11 protein-coding genes are annotated in these 14,635 nt (G+C 60.0%); 5 read left to right on the top strand and 6 right to left on the bottom strand.

Annotation, left to right across the window (positions count from 1 at the left end):
* Positions 1–185: 185 nt before the first annotated feature.
* The 3 genes from Q7C33_RS14160 to Q7C33_RS14170 form a co-directional block, all read right to left on the bottom strand.
* Positions 186–1,091: an AraC family transcriptional regulator gene (locus Q7C33_RS14160; protein WP_030142678.1), complete on the bottom strand. Its 906-nt coding sequence runs from the start codon at positions 1,089–1,091 to the stop codon at positions 186–188.
* A gap of 83 nt (positions 1,092–1,174) precedes the next feature.
* Positions 1,175–2,464 (bottom strand): glycosyltransferase family 4 protein, encoded by a 1,290-nt coding sequence (locus Q7C33_RS14165; protein WP_407683585.1) that lies wholly within the window; start codon positions 2,462–2,464, stop codon positions 1,175–1,177.
* A 75-nt stretch (positions 2,465–2,539) separates the two neighbouring features.
* Positions 2,540–2,911, bottom strand: coding sequence for a response regulator (locus Q7C33_RS14170; RefSeq protein WP_030142676.1), 372 nt, complete (start codon positions 2,909–2,911; stop codon positions 2,540–2,542).
* A gap of 259 nt (positions 2,912–3,170) precedes the next feature.
* On the opposite strand from Q7C33_RS14170, the gene Q7C33_RS14175 reads away from it, so the two are divergent.
* The 5 genes from Q7C33_RS14175 to Q7C33_RS14195 are packed head-to-tail and all read left to right on the top strand — an operon-like array spanning position 3,171 to position 9,696.
* Positions 3,171–6,656 (top strand): response regulator, encoded by a 3,486-nt coding sequence (locus tag Q7C33_RS14175; protein ID WP_407683586.1) that lies wholly within the window; start codon positions 3,171–3,173, stop codon positions 6,654–6,656.
* Complete coding sequence (locus tag Q7C33_RS14180) at positions 6,656–7,471, top strand: CheR family methyltransferase (protein WP_030142674.1); 816 nt, start codon at positions 6,656–6,658, stop codon at positions 7,469–7,471. Before Q7C33_RS14175 ends, Q7C33_RS14180 begins: the two co-directional genes overlap by 1 nt.
* On the top strand, positions 7,468–8,055 hold the full coding sequence (locus Q7C33_RS14185; RefSeq protein ID WP_407683587.1) for a chemotaxis protein CheB: 588 nt from the start codon (positions 7,468–7,470) through the stop codon (positions 8,053–8,055). Before Q7C33_RS14180 ends, Q7C33_RS14185 begins: the two co-directional genes overlap by 4 nt.
* A gap of 5 nt (positions 8,056–8,060) precedes the next feature.
* Complete coding sequence (locus tag Q7C33_RS14190) at positions 8,061–9,326, top strand: hybrid sensor histidine kinase/response regulator (RefSeq protein WP_407683588.1); 1,266 nt, start codon at positions 8,061–8,063, stop codon at positions 9,324–9,326.
* Positions 9,319–9,696: a response regulator gene (locus Q7C33_RS14195; RefSeq protein WP_030142671.1), complete on the top strand. Its 378-nt coding sequence runs from the start codon at positions 9,319–9,321 to the stop codon at positions 9,694–9,696. The genes Q7C33_RS14190 and Q7C33_RS14195 overlap by 8 nt, the downstream gene beginning before the upstream one ends.
* A 441-nt stretch (positions 9,697–10,137) precedes the next feature.
* Here the strand turns inward: Q7C33_RS14195 and Q7C33_RS14200 are convergent, their stop codons facing one another.
* The 3 genes from Q7C33_RS14200 to Q7C33_RS14210 form a co-directional block, all read right to left on the bottom strand.
* The gene (locus Q7C33_RS14200) at positions 10,138–11,808 is read right to left on the bottom strand and encodes a response regulator (RefSeq protein ID WP_258650823.1); all 1,671 of its coding nucleotides are present in this window, start codon (positions 11,806–11,808) and stop codon (positions 10,138–10,140) included.
* Positions 11,805–13,307, bottom strand: coding sequence for an ATPase domain-containing protein (locus Q7C33_RS14205; RefSeq protein WP_030138660.1), 1,503 nt, complete (start codon positions 13,305–13,307; stop codon positions 11,805–11,807). The genes Q7C33_RS14200 and Q7C33_RS14205 overlap by 4 nt, the downstream gene beginning before the upstream one ends.
* Positions 13,308–13,460: 153 nt before the next feature.
* Positions 13,461–14,516: a tetratricopeptide repeat protein gene (locus Q7C33_RS14210; protein WP_030138661.1), complete on the bottom strand. Its 1,056-nt coding sequence runs from the start codon at positions 14,514–14,516 to the stop codon at positions 13,461–13,463.
* Positions 14,517–14,635 lie beyond the last annotated feature (119 nt).

Consider the following 14,635-nt stretch of genomic DNA (forward strand, 5'->3'; position numbering starts at 1 on the left):
CACTGGATAGTTTTGTGGTGATGGGAATTGTGGCGAGGGGATTTATCCCCGCTGGGGCGCGAAGCGGCCCCCGAGTCCTGTCTGATACAACGCACTGGCAGACATACATGGGGCTGCTGCGCAGCCCAGCGGGGCGGTGCGACGTTTCGCTAAATCCCCTCGCCACGGGAGCTGTCCCAGGGTGTTCAGCCCTGGTTCTGCTCGGTCAACCGTTGCACCGCCAGCCGCCGGTAATGAGAAGGGGTCATGCCCTTGAGTTGCTGGAAGCGCCGGTTGAAATTGGAAATATTGTTGAAACCCGATTCAAAGCACACGTCCGTCACCGGTTTGTCGCCATCGGCCAGCAGCTCGCAGGATTTGCTGATGCGCAGGCGATTGACGAATTCGATGAAGCAGCGCCCGGTGGCTTGCTTGAAAACCCGGCTGAAATAGGTGGGTTTCATGCCCAGATGCTCGGCCACTTCCTCCAGGGGCAATTCGCGGGCGTAGTGGGCGAAAATGTAATCCACCGCACGGTTGGTACGGTCAATGCTGTGCTCGTCCGCCGCTTGCGTGGAGGTGGCGCCTGAAAGCAGTTGGTAGTCGTCGCAGCTCGCCAGCAATTCCATGAGGATGAAAAAATAACCCAGTCGGCTCATGCCTTGGGAATCGGCAATGCGCTGCATGAGTATCATCGCCTGGCGGACGGTGCGCTTGCAGCGGAACTCGATGCCGTATTGAGCCCGTTCCAGCAGCGGCGCCAGGGTCTTGAGTTCGGCAAATACCTGGTTGCCGCTTTCGAACAGCTCATCGGTGAAATTCACCAGCATGTCACGCTTGGGCACCACTTCATCCTCCTCCACCTGGCTGATCCAGTTGTGGGGCAGGTTGGGGCCGGTGAGGAACAGCGACTGCGGGGAAAAGTTGCCGATGTAATCGCCGATGAAGACCTTGCCCGAACTCGCGACGATCAGGTGCAGCTCGTATTCCTTGTGGAAATGCCAGCGCACCAGCGGGCAGGGGAAACCGTGCTGGCGGTAGATGATGGACAGGCCGTTATGATCGTCCATCAACTCGTAGGAAGGGTCGGTGACTCTGGCTGTGCGGGTCATGTACCTGGCGCTTTTGTTGTTATCGCCGCTGGATAATGCCCCCTTCGCCGTCCGGGTTCCAGCCCTGGCGAACGAAGGCTGGCTCAGCTGTTGCGGTTCTTTTCCTCGATCCATTGGGACATGTACTGGGTACTCTTGTGCTGGTGGTGGCGCAGCATGCTGCCGATGAAGTTGTCCCGGCGGCGTCGTGCCAGGTCGGCGCGGCAGGCGTTGAGGCTGTCGATCAGCGCAGGAGCGTGGACCTGCCGACGGAAACGCTCCGCCAGCAAGGCCAGCCCCGCCTCTTGGGCATGGGCCCAGCGGGCCGGGTCGGTATACAACTGCACGGCGGCGTTGGCGATGTCCTCGGCGCTCTGTGCGATCTCACCGGGCCAGGGCATTGCGCCGTGCATGGCTTCGGCGCCGATGGGCGTGGTGACGCTGGGTGTGCCGCAGAGCATGGCTTCGATCAGCTTGCCCTTGATGCCGGCGCCGAAACGCAGCGGCGCCAGGCAGATACGCGCCGCGGACATGACCTGCAAGGCATCCTCGGCCCAGTTCATGATATGAAAGCCCTGGGTCGGGTTGTGCAGCGCTGCGGCCTTCGGCGGAGTGTAAGCGCCGTAGAGGTGCAGCTGGGCACCGGGCAATCGTTGGCGAATCAGCGGCCACACCGCGTTCTTCATCCAGAGCACGGCGTCCCAGTTCGGTGCGTGGCGGAAATTGCCGATGCTGAGGAAATGCGCGCGGGCTTCGAAGGGGCTGAACGGTTCGGTGGGCAAATCCAGCATCAACGGGCACCAGAGCAGCAGCTCGCGGGGGACCCTGAAATGTTCCACCAGCAGCTCGATTTCGAATTCAGACACCATCAGGTTCAGGTCGCAACGGAACAAGGCGGCAACTTCCCGCTTGGCGAGGTCGGTGTCGGCCATCAGCTCGAATTCTTCGCGCAGGGCCGGGGCGAACAGGTCGCTGAAGTCCTGGGAGGCTTCATCAGCCTTCAAGCGATCTTTGAGCCGCTGATGCCGTGCGTGACGCAGGCTTTGCAAATCCGAGGTTTCCAGCACGCGCAGGGCGTCGGGGCAGTGTTTCTCGACTCGCCAGCCAAACTGCTCCTCCATCATGAATTGGTCGAACAGGACGATATCCGGCACCAGTTCAGTGATGAACGCGTCGAAACTGCTGTTATTGAGTTCGATCGGTACTTCCCGGATGCCCAGGCCGATCAGGTCGGCGCGGTTTTCACCGGGCTTGGCGGGGCTGCTGAAGGTGATGTCCCAGCCTTGTCCGACAAAGGCTTCCAGCAGTTGCATGACATGCCCACCCGCCGCCGATGAGCGTGGCTCGGGCCAGACATAGCCGATAACCAGGACTTTGGTGGTGGGATGAGGCATGGCGGGTAATCCTTGGAGCGGTTCAGGCGCAGTCGGCGCGCGGGGCGCCGATAGTGAACAAGAATGCGCCTGGGCTCAAGAAAGAATCCTTTTGACCTTGTCGCGCAATTGATCAATGGAGAACGGTTTGCCAATCACGTTCATGCCTTCCGGCACGTCGATGCTTTCGGCGTAGCCGCTGGCGAACAGGATAGGAAGGCCGGGGCGTACGCTGCGTGCTTCTTTTGCAAGTTCACGACCGTCCATGATCGGCATGTTGACGTCGGTCATCATCAGATCGATGGAACGGTCCGTATCTTTCAACAGCGCCAGCGCCTCTTCGCAACCTTCTGCCTCCAACACCTTGTATTCCAGCTCTTCCAGCACATCGACAATCAACATGCGCACGATGCTGTCGTCTTCGACTACCAGAATGGTGGGAGGGGTGACAGGAGCGGGGACGGACATAATAGACTTCTCGGAAGATGGAATCGGGAGGGCATGGTAAAGAACCGGCCGTATGCTTGAGTAAGTCGCGAGGCGGCACAAGTTCCCGAACTTGTACAAGAAAGGATCTATAGTACAAGAGCTGACAAGGATAGTCGCATCCTTGAGACCCAGGCTAACGGCCTGGGGATTTGCGTCCTGGACTTGTCGGAAGTGTGGATCCAACCCGTGTTTTTGGGCAAACTCCACGGTTTTCAACTATTCACCAGGGCCATTTCCAATGCCTCTTTCGTCTTCGGTCGACGAGCACAGTTTTCGCAAGCTCCTGAGCCGCAATATCAGCCTGCCCCTGGGCATGGGCGCCCTCAGCGCCGTGTTTTTCATTGCGTTGATCACGTACCTGCTGTCGGTGATCCAGTGGGTCGGGCACACCGATCGGGTCCTCAACAACGTCAACGACGCCATGAAGCTGAGCGTGGACCTTGAAACCGGCATGCGCGGCTATTTGTTGAGCGGCGACGAGCACTTTCTCGATCCCTACGAGGTGGCCAAGCCGCGCATCGCGGTGGCACTGGATACATTGTTGGAACTGACAGCCGACAATCCCGTGCAGACTGACCGTCTGCACAAGATCCAGGCGCTCCAGGTGGAATGGGGCAACTACGCCCAGAGCATGATCGATCTGCAACGCAGCAGCGGTGATTACCGAGGCGCTGTAAAGGCCGGGCGCGGCAAGCGATTGACCGACGAGATACGCAAGACCTTCGAGGACGTCGTCGAAACCGAACAGCAACTGCGCGCCCAGCGCAACGAGCAAGTGCGCACCACGACGGTCTGGAGTATCTCGCTGTACTTGCTGTTTGTCGTGGCCGTCAGTGGGCTATTGGCCTACGTTGGTCGCCGGGACCTGTTGAACCTGTCGCGCAGCTATAGCGCGACCCTCCAGGTCCAGCAGCAGAGCGCCGCCCACCTGGAAAAACAAGCGTGGCTGCGCAACGGGCAGACTCAGTTGGCCGAGCAGGTCCTGGGGCAACTGACCCTGAACCTGCTCGGCCGCAACATCCTGCAGTTCTGCGCGCAATACCTGGACACCGTGGTCGCGGCACTTTATGCGCGAGAAGAAAACGGCGTCCTCCGGCGCGTCGCTACCTACGGCATGTCCCGGGAGGATGACGAGCAGCAACAGGTCATCATCGACGGCGAAGGCATCGTCGGACAGGCCGTGCGGCAAGGCCGCGTCATTCGTCTTGATGATGTCCCGGGCGACTACCTGAAAGTCAGTTCCGGGCTCGGCAAGGGACGACCCAACTGCGTGCTGGTGGTGCCGACCCGTGACGACGACCGCATCAACGGCGTCGTCGAGTTGGGTTTCCTGCGGCCCTTGACCGAGCGGGACATCGAATTGCTGGAGCTGGTGGCCGGCAACATTGGCACCTCCATCGAAGCGGCTCGTTATCGCCAGCGCCTGCAAGAAGTATTGGCCGAGACCCAGCAGTTGAACGAAGAGCTGCAAGTGCAGCAGGAAGAGCTCAAGACCGCGAACGAGGAATTGGAAGAGCAGTCGCGCATCCTCAAGGAATCCCAGGCGCACCTGGAAGCCCAGCAACAGGAGTTGGAACAGACCAACGAGCAGTTGGCCGAACAGCGCGACGCCATGGATCAGAAGAACAGCGAGCTGAACCTGGCCCAGATCCAGTTGCAGGAGCGCGCCGAAGAGCTGCAGCGTTCGAGCAAGTACAAGTCCGAGTTCCTGGCCAACATGTCCCATGAACTGCGCACCCCGCTGAACAGCTCGTTGATCTTGTCCAAGTTGCTGGCGGAAAACCCGCACAAGAACCTCAGCGAAGAGCAGGTCAAGTTCGCTGAGTCGATCTACTCCGCCGGCAATGACCTGCTGAATCTGATCAACGACATTCTCGATATCTCCAAGGTCGAGGCCGGAAAGCTGGAGGTGCGCCCGGAAAACACCGGCGTTGCGCGCCTGGTGGAAGGGCTGCGCGATCTGTTCACGCCGTTGGCGAGGGAGAAAGGCCTGGACTTCGACGTGCAGGTGCAGCCCGATGCGCCGGCGATGCTGTACACCGATCGCCAGCGCCTGGAACAGGTGCTCAAGAACCTGTTGTCGAATGCGGTGAAGTTCACCGAACACGGCTCTGTCCGGCTCAACGTGGCGGGCCAGCCGGGTGGCGGCATCGCGTTCATGGTCCGCGACTCGGGGATTGGTATCGCCGCCGACCAGCAGCAGAGCATCTTCGAGGCGTTCCGCCAGGCCGACGGCACCACCAATCGCCGTTACGGCGGCACGGGGCTGGGGCTGTCGATTTCCCGGGACCTGGCGACGTTGCTGGGCGGTTCCATCTCGGTGACCAGTGCGCCAGGGCAGGGCAGTGAGTTCACGCTGGCAATGCCTGGGCGCTACGTTGAACCCGGGGACAACCCTATCGCGCCGATGACGTTCAGCCCGCCGGCAGCGTCGCCGACACCGGTCCAGGCGCCCGCACTCGCGCTGGCGCCGTTGGTCGCCGAGGTGGAGGCGCCTGTCCCGCAATTCGCTGATGACCGCGAGAAGGCGCCTTTCGACAGCCGTTGCATCCTGGTCATCGAAGACGAGCCCAAGTTTGCCCGGATCCTGTTCGACCTGGCCCATGAACTTGGCTATCAATGCCTGGTGGCCCACGGTGCCGACGAAGGGTTTGACCTGGCCTCACGGCTCAGCCCCGACGCGATCCTGCTGGACATGCGCCTGCCGGACCATTCCGGGCTGACGGTGCTGCAACGTCTCAAGGAACAGGCTGCCACCCGGCACATCCCGGTGCATGTCATTTCCGTCGAGGACCGCGTCGAAGCGGCGATGCACATGGGCGCCATCGGTTACGCCGTCAAGCCGACCACCCGCGAGGAGCTCAAGGACGTGTTCGCGCGCCTGGAGGCCAAGCTGACCCAGAAGGTCAAGCGGGTGCTGCTGGTGGAAGACGATGACCTGCAGCGCGACAGCATTACTCGCCTGATCGGCGACGAAGACATCGAGATCACCGCCGTCGGCCTCGCCCAGCAAGCCCTGGATCTGCTGCGCGACAACGTCTATGACTGCATGATCATCGACCTCAAGCTGCCAGACATGCTCGGTAACGATCTGCTCAAGCGCATGTCCACCGAAGAGATCTGTTCGTTCCCGCCCGTGATCGTCTACACCGGGCGCAACCTGACGCGCGATGAAGAAGCCGAACTGCGCAAGTATTCGCGCTCGATCATCATCAAGGGCGCACGTTCGCCGGAGCGCCTGCTGGACGAAGTGACACTCTTTCTGCACAAAGTCGAATCCAGGCTGTCACATGAACGGCAGCGGATGCTTCAGACTGCCCGCAGCCGCGACAAGGTTTTCGAAGGCCGCAAGGTGCTGTTGGTGGATGACGATGTGCGCAACATCTTTGCCCTGACCAGCGCCCTGGAGGCGAAAGGCGCGATCGTGGTCATCGGTCGTAACGGCTACGAGGCGATCGAACGCCTGAATGAAGTCGAGGACATCGACCTGGTGCTGATGGACGTGATGATGCCCGAGATGGATGGCTTTGAAGCCACCACGCTGATCCGCAAGGACCCACGCTGGCAGAAACTGCCCATCATCGCGGTGACGGCCAAGGCCATGAAAGATGACCAGGAGCGGTGCCTGGCGGCCGGCTCCAACGATTACCTGGCCAAGCCGATCGACCTGGATCGCCTGTTTTCACTGATTCGCGTGTGGTTGCCGAATATGGAAAGAATTTAGTGGAACGTAACACTGACATTGAACTTCGTCTGTTGATCGAAGCGATCTACCTGAAGTACAGCTACGACTTCCGTGATTACTCCGGCGCTTCCATCAAGCGCCGGGTCCTGCATGCGTTGAGCCAGTTCGATTGCAAGACCATCTCGGCGCTGCAGGAGCGGGTGCTGCATGATCCGGGGGCCTTCATGCAATTGCTGCAATTGCTGACGATCCCCGTCAGCGAGATGTTCCGCGACCCCTCGCATTTCCTGGCGATCCGCGAGGAAGTGGTGCCGCTGCTCAAGACCTATCCCTCGATCAAGATCTGGATCGCCGGCTGCAGCACCGGGGAAGAGGTCTACTCCATGGCGATCCTGCTGCGCGAGGAGGGGCTGCTGGAGCGCACGCTCATCTACGCGACGGACATCAATCCGCGGTCGTTGGAAAAGGCCAAGCAAGGCATTTTCTCCTTGGAAAACGTCAGGGCCTACACGCAAAACTATCAGCGGGCGGGAGGCCGGCAGTCATTTGCCGATTACTACACTGCCGCCTACGATTACGCCATGTTCGATAAAACCTTGTGCCAGAACGTGACGTTTGCCGACCACAGCCTGGCGACCGATAGCGTTTTCTCGGAAACACAGTTAATTTCCTGTCGTAACGTATTGATATATTTCAATAAAAAACTGCAAGATCGTGCCTTCGGCTTGTTCCACGAATCCCTCTGCCATCGTGGTTTCCTGGTGTTGGGCAGCAAGGAAACGCTGGATTTTTCGGTGTTTGGCAAGCAATTTGAACCGTTGGTCAAACAGGAACGGATCTATCGCAAGTTATGAAATCAATGACGGACAGGTCCAGGCCCGCGATCGAGGCCATTGTCGTCGGCGCGTCTGCCGGCGGCGTCGAAGCGCTGCTGAAAGTGTTCAGCCGATTGCGCCCAGGGTTCAGCTTGCCAATCCTGGTGGTGTTGCATCTGCCGGACGAGCGCAACAGCCAGCTTGCCCCGGTGTTCGGTCATCGCCTCGCGGTACCGGTGGAGGAAGCCCGGGATAAACAGGACATCGTGCCCGGAACCTTATACGTTGCGACGCCCGGTTATCACCTGTCGATCGAGGCTGACCGTAGCTTGTCCTTGAGCCTGGAAGAACCGGTGCACCACTCTCGCCCCTCCATTGATGTGTTGTTCGAGTCGGCCGCCGATGTCTATGGCCGTCATTTGCTGGCAGTCGTGCTGACCGGTGCCAATAGCGATGGCGCACGGGGTCTGGCCAAGGTGAAGGCGCTGGGTGGCATCACGGTTGTCCAGGACCCGGAGGAGGCGCAGGTCCCAACCATGCCCGAAGCGGCACTTACCTTGCACGAGCCCGACCACATCCTCACTTTGCAGGGCATCGGCCAATTGCTGGCCGGCCTGGAATGAATCACATGCCAAGAGATATTCAAGCCAAACTGCTGATCGTCGATGATCTGCCTGAGAATCTGTTGGCCCTGGAAGCGTTGATCAAACGCGACGACCGTCAGGTCTATAAAGCGTTGTCGGCGGACGAAGCATTGTCCCTGCTGTTGCAACATGATTTTGCCCTGGCAATCATCGACGTACAGATGCCGGGCATGAACGGTTTCGAACTGGCCGAGCTGATGCGCGGCACGGAAAAGACCCGCAGTATCCCGATCATCTTCGTCAGCGCCGCCGGCCGCGAGCGCAACTACGCCTTCACTGGCTACGAGAATGGCGCGGTGGATTTCCTGCACAAGCCACTGGACAACCATGCGGTCAAAAGCAAGGTCAACGTATTCGTCGAGCTTTATCGCCAGCGCAAGGCGATGAAGGAGCAGGTGATTGCCCTCGAGCAGAGCCGTCGGGAGCAGGAGCAACTGCTTCAGCAACTGCAAGTCACCCGCAGCGAGCTCGAACAGGCGGTGCGCATGCGTGACGACTTCATGTCGATCGTCGCCCATGAGGTGCGTACGCCGCTCAACGGGCTGATCCTGGAAACGCAGTTGCGCAAGATGCACCTGGCCCGGGACAACGCCGCGGCGTTCACCCTGGACAAGGTGAAGGCGATGGTCGAGCGTGACGAGCGCCAGATCAAGAGCCTGATCCGCTTGATCGAAGACATGCTGGACGTGTCGCGGATTCGCACCGGCAAGCTGTCCATCCGTCCGACTCGCTTCAACTTGACGGCGCTGGTGCAGAACCTGCTGCATAACTTCCAGCCGCAGATCGCCGCCGCCGAATGCACGGTGACCTGTACCGCCGAATCATCGGTGGAAGGGCATTGGGATGAGTTTCGCATCGAGCAGGTGGTTTCGAACCTTTTGACCAACGCGTTGCGCTATGGCAGCAAGAGTCCGATCGAGGTGCGGGTCTACCAGACGCCCGATAATGCCTGCGTCGAAGTCCAGGACCATGGCATCGGCATCAGCGAAGAGAACCAGGCGCGCATTTTCCAGCAATTCGAACGGGTGTCCTCCAAGGCTGCCGCGACGGGCCTGGGGTTGGGGCTGTTCATCTCCGAGCAGATCGTCACCGCCCACGGCGGTATCATCACGGTCAATAGTCGCCTCAACGAAGGGGCGTTATTCCGCGTTTGTCTGCCTTTTCAGAAAACTGGCGAACGGACGCAACCTCTGAGCGACCCCAAGGTCGTATCAGCAGCTATTGATCCAACAAAGGCTTCTCATGAGTGAAGATGCGCAAGACGTTGTACTGATCGTCGAGGATGACCCATCGATCCTGATGGTGCTGTCGGCCTACTTGTCCGGCGAGGGTTATCGGGTGTTGCAAGCCGAAAACGGTGAGCAGGCGTTCGAGATCCTGGCGAGCAAGCCTCATCTGGACATGATGATCACTGACTTCCGCTTGCCCGGTGGCATTTCCGGGGTGCAGATTGCTGAGCCTGCGGTGAGGTTGCGTCCGGACTTGAAGGTTATTTTCATCAGTGGTTATGCGCAGGAAGTGCGTGAGACTGACAGTCCGATTACGCGCAAGGCGCCGATTTTGGACAAGCCGTTTGATTTGGATGTGTTGCAGGGCATTATGCAGGGGATGTTGTCTTAGTTCTTTTGGTGCGGGTTGCGTATAGCCATTTCTGCGGTAACAGCTGATTGAGTACATATCCGTTTCTGCGGTAACGGCCGCTGGCGGTTCCGCCCTTACGGCGGGTCACTTTTTTCAGACGCCAAAAAAGTAACCAAAAAGGCTTTGCCCCACCACTCGGTGCCTCGCCTAGGCTCGGCATGCCCTCACTCCGGCCAGCGTGGTTTTACGGGGCGCCAAGATCAAGATCAAGATCAAGATCAAGATCAAAAGCAAAGCAAGTCCGCTTCCACACTGGATTTCCAGCAGCCACAGCACTGATGTGGACCAGATTCCCTGTGGGAGCGAGCTTGCTCGCGAAGAGGCCAGCATATCCAACATCATTATCGACTGTTCCATCGCCTTCGCGAGCAGGCTCGCTCCCACAGGGGGGGACGCGATCATCAAAGAGCCCGGCCGGCCTCAAACCTTGATCATCTCCCGCACCTTCGCCGTCAGCAGATCAAACGTAAACGGCTTGGTGATCATCTGCATGCCCGAATCCAGGAAGCCACCGCGCACCGCCGCGTGTTCAGCGTAACCGGTGATGAACAGCACCTTGAGATCGGGGCGGATCTGGCGGCCGATTTCCGCCAGTTGCCGGCCATTCATGCCAGGCAAGCCCACGTCGCTGATCAGCAGGTCGATGCGCTGGCTAGACTGCAGGATCGGCATCGCGCCGTTGGCATCGCCGGCTTCGACGAAGGCGTAGCCCAACTCGCTCAGCACCGCGCTGACCAGGACACGCACCGCCGGATCGTCTTCGACGATCAGCACGGTTTCGCCATCTTGCGCATAAGGCGCCTGTTGGGCGTGGACCAGCGGTTCGTCTATCTCTTCGCCAATGAAGCGCGGCAAGTAGAGATTCACGGTCGTGCCTTTACCGACCTCGCTGTCGATGGTCACGTGGCCGCGTGACTGTTTGCTGAAACCATAGATCATCGACAGCCCCAGCCCGGTGCCCTGGCCGATGGGTTTGGTGGTGAAGAACGGGTCGAATGCACGATTGATCACCGCTTCGGGCATGCCGCAACCGGTGTCCTGCACGCTCAGCACGACGTAGTCACCGGGCTCCAGGTTGGTATAGGCGTCGGTGAAGCCGGTGTCCAGGTATTGATTGAAGGTCTGCACCACCAGTTTGCCGCCGTCGGGCATGGCGTCGCGGGCGTTGAGGACCAGGTTGAGCAGGGCGCTTTCCAGTTGGTTGGGGTCGGCTTCGGCGATCCAGAGTTGTTCGTCCAGGCGCATTTCCAGGCCGATGCTCTCATTGAGGCTGCGTTGCAGCAGCTCGCCCATGGACAGCACCAGGGTATTCATCTGCACGGCCTTGGAGTCCAGCGATTGCCGCCGGGAGAATGCCAGCAGTCGGTGGGTCAGGCCGGCCGCCCGATTCGCCGACGTCACGCCCAGGTCGATCAGGCTGTCGAGGTCTTCGGTGCGACCGCGGGCCAGGCGTCGGCGCAGCAGTTCGAGACTGCCGATGATGCCGGTGAGCATGTTGTTGAAGTCATGGGCGATGCCGCCGGTGAGCTGGCCGACCGCTTCCATTTTCTGCGATTGGCGCAAGGCTTCCTCGTTGTGACGCAATTGGGCGGTGCGCTCCTCGACTTGCTGCTCAAGGGTTTCAAGGGTGTTCTGCAGGCGCAGCTCACTGTTGCTGAGGTCGATCAGGCGGTCCCGTGCGTCATATTGCCTTCGACGCCCGCGCAAGGCCGTGGTGACCAGGCTGACCAGCGTCACCGGGTGGAAGGGCCGTTCCAGGAACGTCACGTTGCCCAACTGGGTGCCGATGCGTGCCACCGGGTTTTGCTCCGGTCCGCCATGATGCGTCAGCAGGACGATGGGCAGATCGGACCAGGCCGGTTGCTGTTCGATGTACTGGAACAGGGTTTCCAGGTCCGGCCCGACCAGGGCCTCCGAGGAAATCACCAGCAGGCCTGCGCCGTGCTCCAATTCCTCACACAAATGCCCCAAGTGACTGCAGACAAGGCCGCTGAAACCGGCTTCCTTGAGAATCATCAGGGCAATCTGGCTGTCCCGTCCCAGCGGCGCGAGAATCAGCGCCCGCTCGAACAAGGGTTCGGCCGACGTCACTGGGAATCATCCTCGAGCAGCGGATTATCCGCTCCCATATAAGTCGGTACTCCACGCAATACACCCTGGAATGCTTCCAGCGGCTCGCCAATGGTCATCCCCAGCTTGCTGATGCGGTATTCACGAATCGTCGATTCATGGCTGCCGGTCCGTTTCTTGATGATGGAAACCGCTCGGCGAACCTTGCCCAGCGCCTCGAAGTAGCGCAACAGGATGACGGTGTCGGCCAGGTAGGTGATATCCACCGGCGCCTGCATGTCGCCTACCAACCCGTGCTGCGCAACCGTCATGAACGTCGCCGCGCCCTTGCGGTTCAGGTAAAGCAGCAGCTCATGCATGTGCAGGACCAGGGCGTTTTCTTCCGGCATGGCGGCCTGGTAGCCGTTGATGCTGTCGATGACGACGGTCTTGATGTTCGCGTCATTGACGCAACGCCGTACCCGATGGGAGAACTCACCGGGAGACAGCTCGGCGGCGTCGACTTGCTCGATCAGCAAGTTGCCGGTCTTTTGCAGCTCCAGCAGGTCGATGCCGATATTCTTCATCCGCTCGAACAGCAAACCCAGCTCTTCATCGAAAATGAACAGCGCGGCTTTTTCGCCGCGATGTACTGCCGCCGCCGCGAAGATAAGGGAAATCAATGATTTGCCGGTACCGGCCGGGCCCAGGATCAGCGTGCTTGAGCCGGTCTCGATACCGCCACCCAAGAGGGCGTCCATTTCCGCGATGCCGCTGGAGAGTTGTTGGCGAACGTATTGGCCTCGATGTTCGGCGGCCACCAGGCGAGGGAAGACATGCACGCCGTCGCCCATGATCGTGAAGTCATGGTAGCCGCCCCGGTATTTCTGCCCGCGGTATTTCACCACCCGGAGTCGGCGTCGTTCGGCACCGTAGTTCGGGGTCAGTTCTTCGAGGCGGATGACACCGTGAGCCACGCTGTGCACGGTCTTGTCGAGGGACTCGGTGGTCAGGTCATCGAGCAGGAGCACGGTAGCGTCGTAGCGCACGAAGTAATGCTTGATCGCGAGGATCTGTCGGCGATAGCGCAGGGAGCTTTGCGCCAGGAGACGGATCTCCGAGAGGCTGTCCAGCACGACTCGAGTCGGCTTGAATCGCTCGACCACTTCGAAGATCTGCCGGGTCGCTTCTCCCAGCTCCAGGTCCGAGGAGTACAGCAGGCTTTGCTGGTGTTCGGCGTTGAGCAGGCTCTCGGGTGGGGTCAGCTCGAAAATGTGGATATTTTCATCCAACGTCCAACCGTGGGAGGCTGCGCCCTGGCGCAATTCACGCTCGGTTTCCGACAGCGTGATGTACAACGAGCGCTCGCCGGCTTCGGCGCCGGCCAGCAGGAAGTGCAACGCGACCGTGGTCTTGCCAGTGCCCGGTTCTCCCTCAAGGAGGAACACGTGGCCTCGGGACAAACCACCGGAAAGAACATCGTCCAGTCCTTCGATACCGGTGGCGGCTTTTGCGCTGATCAACTCGTTAGATGTAGTCAAAAATAACCCTCTCATGACTAGGGAAGTGGGCAGCAGGCGGGGGAGCGCCTGAAATGAAACTGCCTGAACACTTGACCTTTGACAGTGATGGCGGTTCCGCTTTCTTTGACAGAACGTGTACTGCTGCACAACTTTCCGAGCGCGCTTCCTTGGCTATAAACCCTGCTGTATCGCCGGGTCATCAGGGTTCAATTGTTCCAGCTGGGCCAACAGGACCTGGACGTGCTGCAACTGACCGGTTTCCTTCCAATAATTGATCAGCAACACCCGCGCGTTGCGGTCGGCGGGGTTGCGCTGGACGATTTCCTGCAGTTGTTTCTGCGCGGCTTCCACTTCCTGCTCGGCGTGCAGGGTGGTCGCCAAGTCGTAGCGATATTGCCTGTTGTCAGGTTCCAGTTCCACGGCCTTCGCCAAGCCTAGCACTGCATATTCACTCTGGCCGTGCTGCAGCAGCCACATCCCCAGCGCATGTTGCAGGTAAGCCGATGCGGGTTGGGTTTGCAACTCCCGGGCGAGCAATCGACGTGCAGCTTCCCCCTGGCCTTGTTTGTCCAGCACGTCGACCTGCATGACCAGCGCCGGCAGGTTGCCCGGTTGTAACTTCAGCACCTGTTCCAGCGCCTGCTGGGCTTTTTTCAGCTCGGCGTTGTGCGCATACAGCCGGGCGAGCTGATAGAGGGATTCGGGGGAGGGTGGATCGTCGTTCAATACCTGCTTCCAAGTATCGACGGCGATCTGCATCGCTCCGAAATACAGGCCCAGTTCGTCGGGCGACAGGCCCAGCAATGCGTTCACGGCGGCGAATCGGACGTCCGGCTCGTTGTCATCCAGGAGCGGGCCTAGCAACAGGCTGCGCTGGGCGTTTGGCACCAGTCCGACGATGCTGCCGATGGCCGCGCGGCGCACGTCCGGCGATTCGCTTTGCAGATCCGCCTGGGCCAGTTTCAACGCCTGGGGGCTTGGGTAGTTGGACAGTTCCGCGTGCAGCCGGACACGGCGCTTGGGCGACAAGTCCGGCCGTCCCAATTGCTGATACAACATTCGCGCGGCACCAGGCTGGCCATTGCGGGCGTGTTCCAGGGCTTCGCTGTAGCCGCGCTTGATGGCCTCGGGGATCTGCGGTGTGGTGCTGCGCAGCCATATCGCGACGAGACCGATCGCCAATACAACGGCAAGACTGAAAAGCACATAGCGGCGAGACGAAGGCATGCAGGTAATCCATAACCAGAAGCGCGAAATGTCGCAAGCTTCGGTCAGGCGGCGGCTTGAGTCAAACCTTGTAACAGCAGTCATGAACCTGTGGGAGCGAGCTTGCTCGCGATGGCGTC

The sequence above is a fragment of the Pseudomonas sp. BP11-1-1 genome, from assembly GCF_052112105.1.
Taxonomy (GTDB): domain Bacteria; phylum Pseudomonadota; class Gammaproteobacteria; order Pseudomonadales; family Pseudomonadaceae; genus Aquipseudomonas; species Aquipseudomonas alvandae.